The organism is Comamonas squillarum (genome assembly GCF_025309455.1).
Classification (GTDB): domain Bacteria; phylum Pseudomonadota; class Gammaproteobacteria; order Burkholderiales; family Burkholderiaceae_C; genus Comamonas; species Comamonas squillarum.
Genome location: NZ_CP104377.1, coordinates 4,252,159 through 4,266,026 on the forward strand (window position 1 = coordinate 4,252,159; position 13,868 = coordinate 4,266,026).

Sequence of the window (13,868 nt, forward strand, 5' to 3'; positions counted from 1 at the left end):
CGCGCGCAACTTTTAATCCTGGGCGTCTGCCGCCAGCTCCGGCAGGCCGCGCAATGCGGCATACACGGGGGTGAAGTCGCCCTCGGTCATGTCAAACAGCTGCTGGAAATCGTCGATGACGAAATAGGTCTGCTGGTAGCTGTCGATCTTGTAGCGGGTGCGCATCGTGCGCTCCAGGGACAGCGGCAGGCGCTGGGGCAGCGGGCTGGTGACGGCGTGCTGCAGCTCGCCCGATGAGCTCAGGATGCCGGCGCCATAGGCACGGATTTCACCTTTCTCGCGGATGAGGCCGAACTCGATCGTGTACCAGTACAGGCGGCTGAGCATTTCGCAGGCGCCCAGGCGCTCGGCCTTGAGGCCGCCCTGGCCATAGCGCTGCACATAGTCGGCAATCACCGGGTTGAACAGCAGCGGCACATGGCCGAACAGGTCGTGGAAGATATCGGGCTCGACCACATAGTCGAACTCCTCGGGCTTGCGGATCCAGTCGGTGACCGGGAATTTTCGGTTGGCCAGCAGGCTGAAAAAAGGCACCTCCGGGATCAGGCCCGGCACCGCGACGATCTCCCAGCCGGTGGCCTGGCGCAGGCGCTGGTTGATGTCTTCAAAGCGGGGGATGCGGTCTTCGACGCCCAGCGATGGCAGCGCATCGATGAAGGCCTGGCTCGCCAGCCCCGGCAGCAAGGCCTTTTGGCGCGCATACAGGCGCCGGTAGGTGTCGTGGTCGGCCTCGGTGTAGGCGGCGTAGTCCTGCGCGCAGGTGTAGTCGTCCTGCGCGCGGCTGTAGTCGCCGCGGGGCGGCCGGTCCGATTGTCCATAAACCACGGGTGCTTGTCCCATGCTGTGCTCCTTACATTGTGGAGCCGCCAACACAACCCTTGATACGTCGTTGCCAAGCCTGGTCGTACGTCTGTACTGCCTGCGGCTTGACGCCTAGTCTCAACCGCAAACCTTCGGTTTGCTGGGTCGTGTTACCGGCTCTTATAAAGACCAGCCGGGCACCCGCAGTTGTTAGGCTGCAGGCGCTCAGTTGGTCTTGATCTTGATCGTGTTGATCAGAAACTGAAACTTGCGTGCTTCCTGCGATACAAAGTGCGACAGCTCCTTGAGGCGCATGTCTTCGGGGGCGATGCCCATCTTCAGGTACTCGGCCTTGAAGCGCGGGTCGGTCAGCGCGCCCTGGAAGGCGTAGGCGTACTTCTGCGCTTCCTGGTCGGGCAGGCTGGCGGGCGCAAACACGCCAAACCAGGTAGAGACATCAAAACCGGGCACGGACTCGTTCACCGGCGGCACCTGTGGCAGGGCCACATTGCGGTCCGATGTGGTCACGGCCAGCGCCAGCAGCTCGCCGGACTTGATCAGCGGCAGGGCCGAGGCCAGGTTGTCGAACACCACATCGATATCGCCGCTCAGCAGCGCCTTCTGGGCCGGGGCCGCACCGGCGTAGGGCACGCTGGGCATCTGCAGATTGGCCAGCGACTTGAGCATCTCGCCCGAGATATGGCCGATACTGCCGTTGCCGCCCGAGCCCATCTTCAAGCTGCCGGGGTGGCCCTTGATATAGCTGACCATCTCCGAGGTGGACTTGATACCCAATTGGTCCGCGCGGCTCTTTTTCATCACCAGCACGTTGGGCACGCGCGCCACCAGGATCAAGGGCTTGAAGTCCTTTTGTGCATCGTACTGCGGTGGTGTGCCCAGGTAGGGCAGCACCGCGTGTGTGGCCACCGCGCCCATCAGCACCATGTTCTCCTGGGGCTTGGCCTGGGCCACCAAGGTCGCGCCTGTGGCACCGCCGGCCCCCGGCTTGTTGGCCACCGTGATGGTGCCCAGTTGCTTTTCGGCGCCCTGGGCCAGCAGGTGGGCCGAGGTGTCCAGCGGGCCACCGGCGGGGTAGGGGACCACAAAGGTCAGCGGTTGGCTGGCGTTCTGCGCGCTGGCAGCCAACATGAAACCAGACAGAACGGCGGCGAGGGTGACGGAGCGTTTCACAATTGTTTCCAGATTGATAAATCGCTCCGCAGTATAGAGAGGCCGCATGGCAAATTGAGGAATATCAAAGCCGCAGCCGTTCAATTTTTCCTATAGCACCCCACGGCGCATCTGATCGAGTTCAATGCTCTCGAACAGCGCCTTGAAGTTGCCATTGCCAAAACCATCATCGCCCTTGCGCTGGATGAACTCGAAGAAGATGGGGCCCAGCTGGTTCTCGCTGAAGATCTGCAGCAGCAGTTTCTGGCCGGTGCCATCGATCAGGATCTTGCGCTTTTTCAGCTCGGCCACATCCTCGCCATGGTCGGGCAGGCGCTTGTCCACCAGCTCGTAGTAGGTGTCGATGGTGTCGAGCAGCTTGACGCCGCCGGCGCGCAACTGGTCCACTGTTTCGTAGAGGTTGTCCGAGCCCATCGCGATGTGCTGGATGCCTTCGCCGTTGTACATGTCCAGGTACTCCTGGATCTGGCCGGCCTTTTCCTTGCCCTCTTCATTGATGGGGATGCGGATCTTGCCGCAGGGGCTGGTCATGGCCTTGCTCTTGACGCCGGTGACCTGGCCTTCGATGTCGAAGTACTTGATCTCGCGGAAGTTGAACAGGCGCTCGTAGAAGCCCGCCCATTCGTCCATGCGGCCCCGGTGCACGTTGTGGGTCAGGTGGTCGATATAGGTCAGGCCGTGGCCGTGCGGGTTCAGCGCCTCTTCGGCACTGACGCCGGGCAGCGGCTCGAAGTCCACATCGAAGAAGCCGATGTTGCCGATGTCGCCAGCTTGGGCACCGTTCTTGCCGCGCCAGCGGTCCACCAGGTAGATCAGGCTGTCGCCAATGCCCTTGATCGCGGGGATATTCAACTCGCCTGGGCCGGCCTGGCCGGCATAGCCCCAGGCGCCCAGGCCCAGGGCGCGCTCATAGGCGGCCTTGGCGTCCTGCACGCGGAAGGCGATGGCGCAGACGCTGGGGCCGTGCAGGCGGGCAAAACGCTGGGCAAAGCTGTCGGGCTCGGCATTGATGATGAAGTTGATCTCGCCCTGGCGGTACAGGGTGACGTTCTTGTGGCGGTGGCGCGCGACGGGCTTGAAGCCCATGGACGTGAAGACCTTGCCCATGGCGACCGGATCGGGCGCGGCATATTCGATGAACTCGAAGCCGTCGGTGCCCATGGGGTTGTCCCAGGTCGTGAATTCGGTGGTCTGGTGGGGAATGGCGGCTGTCATCGCAGGTCTCCTGTGGATCGTCTCGGGTGGCGCCAGCGTCGGCTGGCTGCTGTGCCTCCACTGTACCGATCTTGGCGCGCAGCATTTTGGCGATTTATCCCAGTCCAATCGCTGGCAAAGCCTGATTCATGTGTTCTTGCTAAAAATCAAGCATTAAAATTGCGTGATCCTGTTGTGTCGCGCTGCTGCGGTGCAGCAAAAACATTCTGGACCTCTGCCATGACCACCTCTGCCTACCCCCTGGACAAGCTCGACCGTGCCATCTTGCAGCGCCTGCAGCACAACGGCCGCGAAACCTATGACGTCGTGGGCGAGCAGGTCGGCCTGTCGTCCAGTGCGGTGCTGCGCCGGGTCAAGCGTCTCGAAGAGGTGGGCGTGATCGAGCGCTATGTGGCCCTGGTCAAGCCCGAGGCCGTGGGCCTGTCGATGACGGCCTACCTCAATGTGCGGCTGGAGAAGTTCACCGAGGCGAGCAAGCGCAACCCGCTCGATCTCTTCCGCGCCAGCGTGCAAAGCTGGCCCGAGGTGGTCGAATGCGTGGCGCTGACCGGGGACATGGATTATCTGCTGCGCGTCGTCGTCGCCGACATGGCCCACTACAGCCGCTTTGTGATGGATACCTTGCTGCGCCACCCTGCGGTGCAGGACTGCAAGACCAGCTTTGTGCTGGACCGTGTCAAGCTCACCACAGCGCTGCCGGTATTGCCCGGGGTCTGAACCACAGCCGATGTTGCGCCAGCGCAAACGGCGCTGCGATTGCTGGGCCGCTCACAGGCCCTTCAAACCGCATGCCCGAGTGCCCACTTGCGGCGCAAAGCCGCATGGCCGGGGGCTTTGAATACCCTTTGTAAGCGCGGGGTAAGCCATAGGCACGAAATATGCTGCATCGCAGCATGATTGATAATACGCGGGTTAACCCGTATATTTACCCCATGATCACGACGAAAGAATGGTTCCCTTCATCCGTTGCCAACGGCATGATGGCGTTTTTCCCCTTCTTTGGCCGGTTGGGCGAGAGCCCGCAGCAGCCCGACGGCAAGAAGCCACGACCTTCCGCCTCTATGGTTCCTATCCGCGCCCTCAGTGAGCGTCACCGCCCGCGCATCCTCGCCCATCTGCTGGCGCTCGATGCGCAGGACCGCTATTTGCGCTTTGGCTACCAGGCGAGCGACGCGCAGATCGCGCGCTATGTCGAGGGCCTGAATTTCGAGCGTGACGAGATCTTTGGTATCTATAACCGCAGCCTCAAGCTGATTGCGATGGCCCATGTGGCCTATGCGCCGCCGTCGTCGAACATGGCCAGCTGCGCCGAGTTTGGCGTGTCCGTGCTCAAGTCCGGCCGGGGCAAGGGCCTGGGCAGCCGTCTGTTCGAGCGCGCCGCGATGGACGCGCGCACCAAAGGCGTGCAGATGCTGTTCATCCATGCACTGTCCGAGAACACCGCGATGCTCAAGATCGCGCGCAAGGCGGGAGCCACGGTCGAGCGCGATGGCTCCGAATCCGAGGCCTACCTGAAGTTGCCGCCCGCAGGTTTTGACACCCGCATGGCCGACCTGGTCGAGGACCAGATGGGCGAGATGGACTACCAGTTCAAGAAGCAGGCGCGCCAGTTCTGGGATTTCCTGTCCACCGTGCAGGAAGTGCGGCGTGATGTGCAGGAAGGCCGGCACAAGTCGGGCCAGTAGGAGCCGCTAACACAACCCTTGATACGTCGTTGCCCTGCCTTGTCGTACTACTGTACTGCCTGCGGCAGGACGCCTAGTCTCAACCGCAAACCTTCGGTTTGCTGGGCCGTGTTATCGGCTCTAAACAGCCGGGTTTGTCACAGGGGAGTGCTCAAGGATTGGGCAGCGATTTCGGAGGAAATCCGCAATTTGATATCCTGATCGCTTGTTTCACTACCGCACGTCCTGCATTCCAAGACAGTGTCAGACCCCCATCCCTCGCGCTTCCCTGACAAGGAAGACAAACGCACCTTTTTCCAGAAGGTCGCTGAACTGATTCACCCGGCCCCGGACTCTGCGGACGAGTTGATCGAAACCCTGGCGGAAGCCGAAAGCAACGATGTCATCAACGCGGACTCCCGCGTGATGCTGGAGCGGGTCATCCGTATGGAAGACATGACCGCTGGCGATGTGATGGTCGCCGCGCCCCGCATGGACCTGGTGGACATCGAAGCCGACTACGAGTCGGTGCTGCACACCGTCATCAACACCGCCCATTCGCGATTCCCGGTGTTCCAGGGTGAGCAGGAAAACATCATTGGCATCTTGATGGCCAAGGACCTGCTCAAGCTGCAACGCTCCCCCCAACTCAATCTGCGCGCCCTCCTGCGCCCGGCCGTGTTTGTGCCCGAGAGCAAGGGCCTCAACGACCTGCTGCGTGAGTTCCGGGGCAACCGCAACCACTTGGCCATCGTCATCGATGAGTTTGGCCGCGTGGCGGGCCTGGTCACGATTGAGGATGTGCTCGAACAGATCGTCGGCGAGATCGAGGACGAGTTCGATCTGCCCGAAGACGAGGGCGATATCTTTGCGCTGGCCGATGACACCTTCCGCATCTCTGGCGACACGCCCGTCGAGCGGGTGGCCGACGAGTTCAACGTGGTGCTCGAGAGCAGTGACCCCGATGAGTCGTTCGAAACCATCGGTGGCCTTATTGCCCATGAGCTGGGCCATGTGCCCAAGCGCGGCGCCCACATCATGCTGGGCGGCCTGCACTTTGAGGTGCTGCTGACCAAGGGCGGCGCGGTGCGCTGGTTCCGCGTGCAGCGGGCCGCGCCGGTGTCGGACCCGGCAGCAGACGCTTGAGGCAGCGCCCGATAGGCGCCCATACCGCCTGCCTCTGAGCGGCAAGCCATGGCAGCGAATCACGCGGTTCGCTGCCTTTTTTATGGGCACGCGCTGCGCCTGCCTGGCGTTTGGCCTTGTCGGCAGGGCGGTAGCGCAGCCTCCCTAAAATGCTGCTCCATGCCCACGATTCCACAAGCCCCGACCCCGGCACCTGCCGCTGATAGCGCAACCACGGCTCAGCAGCCAGCCTGGCCGGCCATCACCGCCCCGCATGCGGCCCCCCAGGACCACTGGATTGAGCAGCTGGGCCGCCGGCGCAATGATGACTTTGCCTGGCTCAAATACATCCCCGAGACCGGCACGCGCAGCATGGACAACCTGCCCGAGCCCCTGGGCAGCCTGCTGCAGGCTGAGCGCGACTATGCGCAGCAGATGCTGGCGCCGCAGGCCGCATCGGCGCAGCGCTTCTACGATGCGATGGCCGCCCATGTCTGCAGCACCGAGCTGGCACCGCCTGCCGCACTGCAAGGCTGGGCTTACAGCAGCCAGCCAGGGGCGGGCGGCCAGCGGGTGTTTGTGCGCAGCCATTCGGATGGCCGGGTGCAGACCCTGGTCGACGAGGCCGTGCAATCGCAGGGCCATCGGTACTACCGCGCCACCGACCACCAGGCCAGCCCCGATGACCGCTACTATGCCTGGGCCGAAGACCTGATCGGCAATGACCGCCACCGCATCTGCGTGCTTGATACCGAAACCGGCCAGACCCAAGTGCTGGTGGAGGGCGACGCCTTTGGCTATGGTGGGCTGACCTTTTCGCCGTCGTCGCAGGATCTGTTTTGGATCTGGCGCGATGCGCACAGCCGGCCCTCGCGCCTGTACCGCAGTGCGCTGCAGGGCGGGCAGCCGGTGCTGGTGCATGAGGAGAGCGACCCGGCGCTCTTCATGCGCGTGGCGCGCACGGCGGCCAATGGCTTTGTGGTGCTGAGCCTGTTCGGGCCCGACACCAGCGAGCTGCACCTGATCGCCGCCGGCCAGGAGCATGCCGCGCCCCGGCTGCTGCGCCCGCGCGAGCGCGGCATCCGCTACGAAGTCAACGAATGGAATGGCAGCCTGGTGGCTCTGACCAATGCCGGGGGCGCCACCGACCGCCAGATCCTGCGGCTGGGCCCCGACCTGCAGCCCCAGCAAACGCTGGCCGCCCACCGCCACGGTGTGCCCATCATCAAGATGCAGCCCTTTGCCAGCACGCTGGTGCGGCTCGAGCGCGCCGATGGCCTGCACCAGCTGGTGCTGCTGCAGCGCGACGGGGCGCAAACCACCATCCGCTTTGACGAGCCCGCCTACACCTTGGACCTGCTGCCCGGCCAGCACTGGGATGCCAGCCATGTGCGTATCAAGCACCAGACGCCCGCCCAGCCGCCGCGCTGGCTGGACATCCGCCTGGCCGACGGCCAGATGACCGAGGTGGGGCGCGAGACCTGGAGTGGGTTGGACCCGGCGAACTACCGCATCGAGCGCCTTCAGGCCCGTGCCGATGATGGCCAGTGGGTGCCGCTGACGGTGCTCTCGCGCAAGGACATCGATAGCAGCCAGCCCCAGCCGCTGCTGCTGACCGGCTATGGCGCCTATGGCATTGCGCACGAGGCCTCGTTCTCGCTGCCGGCCCTCGCCTGGGTCGATGCCGGCTACCGCTATGCGATTGCCCATGTGCGCGGGGGCTCGGAAAAGGGCCATGACTGGTACCAGGGCGGCTGCCGCGAGCACAAGCGCAACTCGATGACCGACTTCATCGCCTGCGCCCAGCATCTGCAGCAGCTGGGCTACAGCACGCCGCAGCAGACGGTGGCCCACGGCATATCGGCCGGCGGCCTGCTGGTCTGCGGCGCGATGAACATGCAGCCCCAGCACTGGGCGGGGGTGATCGCGCAGGTGCCCTTTGTCGACATGCTCAACACCATGAGCGATGCCGACCACCCGCTGGTGCCGCTGCTGCGCCCGGACTGGGGCGATCCGCTGGCCGACCCGGTCGCCTATGACTACATCGCGGCGCTGTCGCCCTACGAGAATGTGCGTGAGGCGGCCTACCCGCCGCTGCTGTGCACGGCCGGCTTGAAGGATGACCGCGTGCCGTACTGGGAGCCGGCCAAACTGATGGCCAATGTGCGCCGCCGCTCCACCAGTGCCGCGCCCGCCTTGTTGCTGCTCAACCCGGACAGCGGTCACCAGGAAAGTGACCAGCAGGAGAGCGTTTTGGGCCAGGCCGCGCGCCTGTGGGCCTTTGCCCAGCACTGCGCCACGGCCGGCAAGCCGCCAGCGGTTTAGCGTGGCAGCGCTGCCTGGGGCCGGCTGCGCTGGAACAGCCCCCAGGCGCACCAGGCCGACACCAGCAGGGCTGGCACCGCCGTCACGGTGATGGCGCTGAGCAAATGGCCCTGCACCACCCAGGTGGAGATAAAACCCGCCAGCAGCGGGCCCAGTGCGCTGAACACCGATACGACAAAGCTCCACAGCGCAAAGATGCGGGCGCGCAACGCGGCGGGGGTGAGGTCCTGCAGCATCGTTGGCACCAGCGCATTGGCGGTGCAGGTGATGAAGAGAAAGAGCCCCACCACGACAAAGGCCTGCGGCAGCGATGCGGTGGAGAACAGCATCAGGATGGCAGGGATGGCCAGCAGTGCGCAGACGCCCATGATGAGCGGGCGCACCGCCTGGCCCAGGCGCTGGGCGAGCCAGCGGTCGAGCCAGGCCACCACCGGCAGGCAGCCCAGCGTGCTGACCAGCAGGATCGGGCCCATCACCTCGCCAATATGGGCGGGCGTGGCCTCAAAGCGGCGCTCCAGCGCCAAGGCGATCAGCTGGTTCAAGCCTTGCACGGCAACCATCAGGCTGCCGGCGATGCCGACAAACAGCGCAATGGGCTGCCAGCGCGCGCGCAGAAACTGGCGCAGCGAGGCGCCGCTCGCGCCATCGCTGCTGGCGATGTAGCGCGGTGGATCGGCGGTGAACAGGCCCGCCAGCAGCAAGGGCAGGCCGGCGACCGACAGCAGCAAGAAGGCCTTGCGCCAGGCATCCATGTCGCCCGGGATCAGTGCGACGGCTGTGCTCTGAATATCGCCTGCAAAATAAAAGCCAGCACTGGCGCCGCTCGAGACCAGGGCCGCAAAGCCCAGGTTGGCCAGCACGCGGTGGCGCTGCGGAGCCAGGTCGGGAATCATCGAATACACCAGCGGGACCATTGCAAACTCGCTGATGCCGGCGGCCGAGCGGCCCAGAAAGAAGAGGGGAAAGTTGGGCGCCAGCGCGCTCAGCACCATCATCGCGGTGGAGGCCGCAATCAGGCACAGCAGCACGCGCTTACGCGAGAAGCGATCGGCAAACCGCGCCAGCGGAATGGCCAGCGCGCTGCCCACCAGCACGCCGGCCAGGCCCTGCAAGGCGCCAATGGCGGCATCGCTGATCGCAAAGCTTTTCTGGATGGCCGACAGCGAGATGGCCTGCAGACCGTAGTCGCTCATCTGCACCCCGGCGGTGAGACCCAGAAAAACAACCGTCAGCAAAGCGCGCACGGACCACTGCGCCGGTCCGGTGTCTGCGGCAGAGGGGGCGGCACTGCCGGAAGAAGTCGTCATGGAATTGCAGTCCGAGAAAAAGCCATATCCCCTGCTGCGGACACTGCCGCAGCATGGGCGCTAGGCTTTCGATCTTAGTGGCTTACTTCCACTGGTACTGCAGCTGCACATCCACCGTGCGGCCACCGCCGTAGTAGCAGTAGAAGTCACAGCCGCTGACATAGGTCTTGTCGGTCAGGTTGCGGGCATTGAGTTGCAGCGCCCATTCGCGGCTCAGGTCGTAGCGCACCATCAGGTCCAGCAAGGTGTAGCCGGAGATGCGCTTGCCGGGGCTGTAGCGCTGGTCTTCGGTCTGGCCGTTGTAGCGGGCACCGGCAGCCACCGTCAGCTTCTGGCTGTTGGCCAGGCTCAGGCTGTGGCTCAGCCACAGGCTGACCTGGTTGTCCGGGATCAGCGGCGTGCGCACGGTCTGCGTGGTCGAGATGTCCTGCTTGGAGTTGTTGTGCGTGTAGGCTGCCTTGATGGCAGTCGCCGCGCCCAGCTTGAAGTCGCCCTGCAGCTCGATGCCCTTGTTGGTGCGCTTGCCCGATTGCGTCTGGATGTTGGAGGCGTCCGAGATCAGCGCGTTCTTTTCCTTGATGTCAAAGTAGGCGAGGGTCAGCGTGCCGTTGAGCCAGGTGGGCTCCATCTTCAGACCGATTTCGCTTTGCTTGCCTTCGTAGGGCTTGTAGGCCATGCCTGTGCTGTCCACGCCGGCGATGGGCTTGAACGATTCCGAATAGCTGATGTAGGGCGAGACACCGAAGTCGGTGATGTACATCGCGCTCAGGTTGACGCTGTTCTTGCTCACATCGTAGGCAGCGTCGGAGCCGCTGACCGAGCCCGTGTTCTTGGCGCTGTCATGGCGGATGCCGGCGTTGAAGTTCCAGTGGCTGCCCACGCGCAGCTGGGTGGAGGCATAGGCGCCCCACTGCTTGGAGTGCAGGCCATAAGGCGTGCCGGTGATGTCGAAAGGCGCGCCGTAGACGGGATTGAACATGTCCAGACCCGGCACAAAGCCGAAGCCGTTGTTCAGGCCATCGGTGTCGGACTTGAGGTAGTCGATACCGAAGGTGGGCAGCAGCTGGATGCTGTCGGACAGCTTGAGCTTGCCGGTGATGCGGTTGTCCAGGTAATGGCTCTTGGAGGTGCCATCGGTGTAGGTGTAGCCGCGCGAGAGCGTCCGGTCACCGTCCGAGCCATAGGCAAAGGTGTTGACCTGGTCCAGATCGAGGTGGGTGTACTTGTAGTTCTGCGTGAACTTCCAGTCGCTGTTGATCTGGTGGCTCAGCAGCCAGCCCAGGCTGGACTGGGTGCGCTTGAGGTGGTCCACACCGGGCTCGCCCGCGTTCAAGCGGCGGTCGATGCGGCCATAAGGCGTATCGGTGATCGTGCCGTAGGCGGGCAGGAAGCCGTTGGTGGGGCGGCCATCTTCGCGCTGCACGCTGCCCAGCAGGGTCAGCGAGGTTTGGGGCGTGAACTCCATCGTGACGCTGGGCGCCAGGTAGTAGCTCTTCATATTGGTTTCGCGCTGCATGCCGTCTTCGCGGCGTGCCTGCGCCACCAGGCGGTAGTACACGGTGCCATCGGCATTGGCGATGTCGTTGTAGTCGATGCCAGCGCCCAGGCGCTTTTGGTTGCCGACCTCGGTGTTCAGCTGCAGTGCGTGCTCCTTCTTGGGGCGCTTGGTGACCAGGTTGACGACGCCGCCGGATTCCGAGGCGCCAAAGATCAGCGAGTTGGCGCCCTTGACCACTTCCACCGTTTCCACGCCAAAGATTTCAGGCTTCCAGACAAAGTAACCATTGGGCGAGGTGGGGGTGCCGTCCAGCGACACGGAGGCATCAAAGCCGCGGATCTTGAACCACTCGACCTTGTTGTCCGCGCCAAAGGGCTCGCTGACTACGCCGGCCTGGTACTGCAGGGCCTGGTCCAGCTTGCGCGCGCCCAGCGCGTCGATCTGGTCCTTTTGCAGCACGGCGCTGGAGTTGGGCGCGTAGAAGTCCAGGCTCTGCAGATCGTTGACCGAGCCGATTACCGTCACGGTTTCCAGCGTCGTGCTGGCGGCTTCGGTCTTGTCAGTGGCGTTGGCGGTCGCGTTGGTGTCAGCGGTTTGTGCCAGCGCAGGGGCAGCAAAGCCGATCGCGCCGATGGCCAGCACAACGGCCTGGACCACCGGGGTGTAGCGTGCGTATTGCATGGTGTGAGGGTGGGGGAGAAGTGGGACGAATGGAATGGATAACTAGTTTGTAATTTTATATTGCAATCGATAATTGTTCTCAAATGCATTCTCTTTTGTAGCGAATTTGCTGCATTTGTTATTTTCTATCGACCATTGCCCGACGTAGCTGCCAGTTGCGCTGGGCCGCCCGCGCCGCTCAGCGCCCCAGAGGGGGATCGCGTATAGTGCGCCCAGCGGCCGTGCCCAAAGAGCGCGCGGTGGTTTCCCCTGCCAAACCCTGATTGACCTGTGCCCGCGTCCTATTCTTCTTATTCCCTGTTTGAGTCACCCCGCCGCTTTCCCTGGCTGTGGGCCTGCCTGGCACTGGTCGCCGGGGTTCTGCAAGCCTGGTCGCTGGCTTGGCCCTGGCATAGCGATGGTTTTCCGGCCAGCTATGGCCAGCCGCTGTGGTGGCTGCAGCTGCTGTCGCTGGCGGTGCTGCCCGCGGCACTCATGCGCGTGCAGCGGCCCTGGCACGGGGTGCTGATCGGCTGGGCCTTTGCCTGCGCCTGGCTCTGCGCCACCTTCTGGTGGCTGTTTATCTCCATGCACACCTATGGCGGACTGCCCGCGCCGCTGGCGGTTTTGGCGGTGCTGGGGCTGGCGGCATTTCTGGGGCTGTACTACGCCGTCGTCTGCGGCCTGTTTGTGGCCTGGCGAGGCGAGCGCCTGAGCGGCGCCGTGCTGCTGTTTGCCGCGCTGTGGCTGCTCGCCGAGCTGGCGCGTGGCCAGTGGTGGACCGGTTTCCCCTGGGGCGCAGGCGGCTACGCCCATGTCGATGGGCCGCTCGCAAGCCTGGCACCCTGGATCGGTGTCTACGGCATTGGCGCCGTCGCATCGGCCGCTGCGATGTGGCTGGCGGGGCTGCGCGGCGCGCATGTGGCGCGTTGGCCGGGCTATGTCGCGCTGCTGGCGGTGGCTGCCGTGCTCTGGCTGGCCCAGCACCTGCCCCAGGCCTCGGTGGCCGCGGCGCCCAACAAGCCGGTATCCGTCGCCTTGCTGCAAGGCAATATCTCGCAGGGCGAGAAGTTCCAGGCCAGCTCGGGCATCCCGATGGCGCTGGCCTGGTATGCCCAGCAGCTGCAGCAAAGCCAGGCGGACATGGTGATTGCGCCCGAGACTGCCATCCCCGTGCTGCTGCAGCAAACCCCGCATGGCTACTGGCAAGAGCTGCAGCAGCGCTTTGCCAGCGGCCAGCAGGCGGCGCTGGTCGGCGTGCCGCTGGGCGATTTTGAGCAGGGCTATACCAACTCGATGGTGGGCCTGGTGCCCGGCAGTGCCGAGGCCTACCGCTATGACAAGCACCACCTCGTGCCCTTTGGCGAGTTCATCCCGCCAATGTTCCGCTGGTTCACCGATTTGATGCAGATTCCGCTGGGCGATTTCAACCGCGGCGGCATGAACCAGCCCTCGCTGGCCTGGGCGGGGGAGCGCTGGGCGCCCAATATCTGTTACGAGGATCTGTTTGGCGAAGAACTGGCCAGCCGCTTTGTGGACAGTGCGCAATCGCCGACGATCATGGTCAATGCCAGCAATATCGCCTGGTTTGGCGATTCGATTGCGATCGACCAGCATTTGCAGATCAGCCGCATGCGGACCCTGGAGCTGGCGCGGCCCATGCTGCGCGCCACCAATACCGGCGCCACCGCGGTGATCGACCGGGACGGCGTGGTGCAGCAGATCCTGCCGCACCAAGCCCGCGCGGTGCTGCAGGCGCAGGTGCAGGGCGTGGATGCGGGCCCGACCTGGTTTGCCCAGTGGGCTGGTCGCTGGGGGCTTTGGCCGCTGTGGGGCCTGGGAGCACTGGTACTGGTCGGGGCCTGGCTGGGCCGGCGGCGCTGACCACCCAGCGCAGCTGCCGGTGCAGATGCCGTCTTAAACGGACAAATTGCCGGCAGATGACGGCCGCAGCACCGTGCTCACCCCATGCGGCTGCTTGGCGAGCGTCCACCATCGGCAAATGTAACTGCTGTTAAAAAACGCAGATAGCCTGGGTTCGGCGCACAAAGCACAGCGCACTCCACGGCTTTGTCTCGCACG

11 protein-coding genes are annotated in these 13,868 nt (G+C 64.2%); 6 read left to right on the top strand and 5 right to left on the bottom strand.

Annotated elements, in window-relative coordinates; genetic code table 11:
- Positions 1–12: 12 nt before the first annotated feature.
- The 3 genes from phhA to hppD all read right to left on the bottom strand — a co-directional run bounded on the left by phhA (position 13) and on the right by hppD (position 3,207).
- Positions 13–840 (bottom strand): phenylalanine 4-monooxygenase, encoded by an 828-nt coding sequence (gene phhA, locus N4T19_RS19410; RefSeq protein ID WP_116926632.1) that lies wholly within the window; start codon positions 838–840, stop codon positions 13–15.
- 186 nt (positions 841–1,026) lie between these two features.
- Positions 1,027–1,992, bottom strand: a complete 966-nt coding sequence (locus tag N4T19_RS19415; protein ID WP_313900072.1) for a Bug family tripartite tricarboxylate transporter substrate binding protein — start codon at positions 1,990–1,992, stop codon at positions 1,027–1,029.
- Positions 1,993–2,082: 90 nt separating this feature from the next.
- Positions 2,083–3,207 (bottom strand): 4-hydroxyphenylpyruvate dioxygenase, encoded by a 1,125-nt coding sequence (gene hppD, locus N4T19_RS19420; protein ID WP_230780746.1) that lies wholly within the window; start codon positions 3,205–3,207, stop codon positions 2,083–2,085.
- Here hppD and N4T19_RS19425 point away from each other — a divergent pair.
- The 5 genes from N4T19_RS19425 to N4T19_RS19445 all read left to right on the top strand — a co-directional run bounded on the left by N4T19_RS19425 (position 3,194) and on the right by N4T19_RS19445 (position 8,321).
- Positions 3,194–3,364: a hypothetical protein gene (locus tag N4T19_RS19425; protein WP_182344890.1), complete on the top strand. Its 171-nt coding sequence runs from the start codon at positions 3,194–3,196 to the stop codon at positions 3,362–3,364. The genes hppD and N4T19_RS19425 overlap by 14 nt on opposite strands.
- 62 nt (positions 3,365–3,426) lie before the next feature.
- Entirely contained in the window at positions 3,427–3,924 is a 498-nt protein-coding gene (locus N4T19_RS19430) for an Lrp/AsnC family transcriptional regulator (RefSeq protein WP_021028762.1), read from the top strand.
- Between the two features lie 215 nt (positions 3,925–4,139).
- Positions 4,140–4,892, top strand: coding sequence for a GNAT family N-acetyltransferase (locus N4T19_RS19435; RefSeq protein ID WP_182344891.1), 753 nt, complete (start codon positions 4,140–4,142; stop codon positions 4,890–4,892).
- Positions 4,893–5,132: 240 nt separating this feature from the next.
- Positions 5,133–6,017 (top strand): HlyC/CorC family transporter, encoded by an 885-nt coding sequence (locus N4T19_RS19440; RefSeq protein WP_116926628.1) that lies wholly within the window; start codon positions 5,133–5,135, stop codon positions 6,015–6,017.
- A gap of 159 nt (positions 6,018–6,176) precedes the next feature.
- Positions 6,177–8,321 (top strand): prolyl oligopeptidase family serine peptidase, encoded by a 2,145-nt coding sequence (locus N4T19_RS19445; protein ID WP_260718801.1) that lies wholly within the window; start codon positions 6,177–6,179, stop codon positions 8,319–8,321.
- On the opposite strand, the gene N4T19_RS19450 is transcribed toward N4T19_RS19445, so the two are convergent.
- Together N4T19_RS19450 and N4T19_RS19455 are read right to left on the bottom strand one after the other, a co-directional pair.
- Positions 8,318–9,628 carry an MFS transporter gene (locus N4T19_RS19450; protein WP_182344893.1) on the bottom strand — a complete coding sequence of 437 codons (1,311 nt, stop codon included), beginning with the start codon at positions 9,626–9,628 and terminating at the stop codon, positions 8,318–8,320. The two genes, N4T19_RS19445 and N4T19_RS19450, sit on opposite strands and share 4 nt — an antisense overlap.
- Before the next feature lie 82 nt (positions 9,629–9,710).
- Positions 9,711–11,807 (bottom strand): TonB-dependent siderophore receptor, encoded by a 2,097-nt coding sequence (locus N4T19_RS19455; RefSeq protein ID WP_260718802.1) that lies wholly within the window; start codon positions 11,805–11,807, stop codon positions 9,711–9,713.
- A 270-nt stretch (positions 11,808–12,077) separates the two neighbouring features.
- On the opposite strand from N4T19_RS19455, the gene lnt reads away from it, so the two are divergent.
- Positions 12,078–13,670, top strand: a complete 1,593-nt coding sequence (gene lnt, locus N4T19_RS19460) for an apolipoprotein N-acyltransferase (protein ID WP_409935129.1) — start codon at positions 12,078–12,080, stop codon at positions 13,668–13,670.
- Positions 13,671–13,868 lie beyond the last annotated feature (198 nt).

What these genes read in the sequence shown, in the direction of transcription:
- phhA (WP_116926632.1), bottom strand. Translation starts at nt 840, where the DNA reads ATGGGACAAGCACCCGTGGTTTATGGACAATCGGACCGGCCGCCCCGC.
- N4T19_RS19430 (WP_021028762.1), top strand. Translation starts at nt 3,427, where the DNA reads ATGACCACCTCTGCCTACCCCCTGGACAAGCTCGACCGTGCCATCTTG.
- N4T19_RS19455 (WP_260718802.1), bottom strand. Translation starts at nt 11,807, where the DNA reads ATGCAATACGCACGCTACACCCCGGTGGTCCAGGCCGTTGTGCTGGCC.
- N4T19_RS19435 (WP_182344891.1), top strand. Translation starts at nt 4,140, where the DNA reads ATGATCACGACGAAAGAATGGTTCCCTTCATCCGTTGCCAACGGCATG.
- N4T19_RS19425 (WP_182344890.1), top strand. Translation starts at nt 3,194, where the DNA reads ATGGCGGCTGTCATCGCAGGTCTCCTGTGGATCGTCTCGGGTGGCGCC.
- hppD (WP_230780746.1), bottom strand. Translation starts at nt 3,207, where the DNA reads ATGACAGCCGCCATTCCCCACCAGACCACCGAATTCACGACCTGGGAC.
- N4T19_RS19445 (WP_260718801.1), top strand. Translation starts at nt 6,177, where the DNA reads ATGCCCACGATTCCACAAGCCCCGACCCCGGCACCTGCCGCTGATAGC.
- N4T19_RS19450 (WP_182344893.1), bottom strand. Translation starts at nt 9,628, where the DNA reads ATGACGACTTCTTCCGGCAGTGCCGCCCCCTCTGCCGCAGACACCGGA.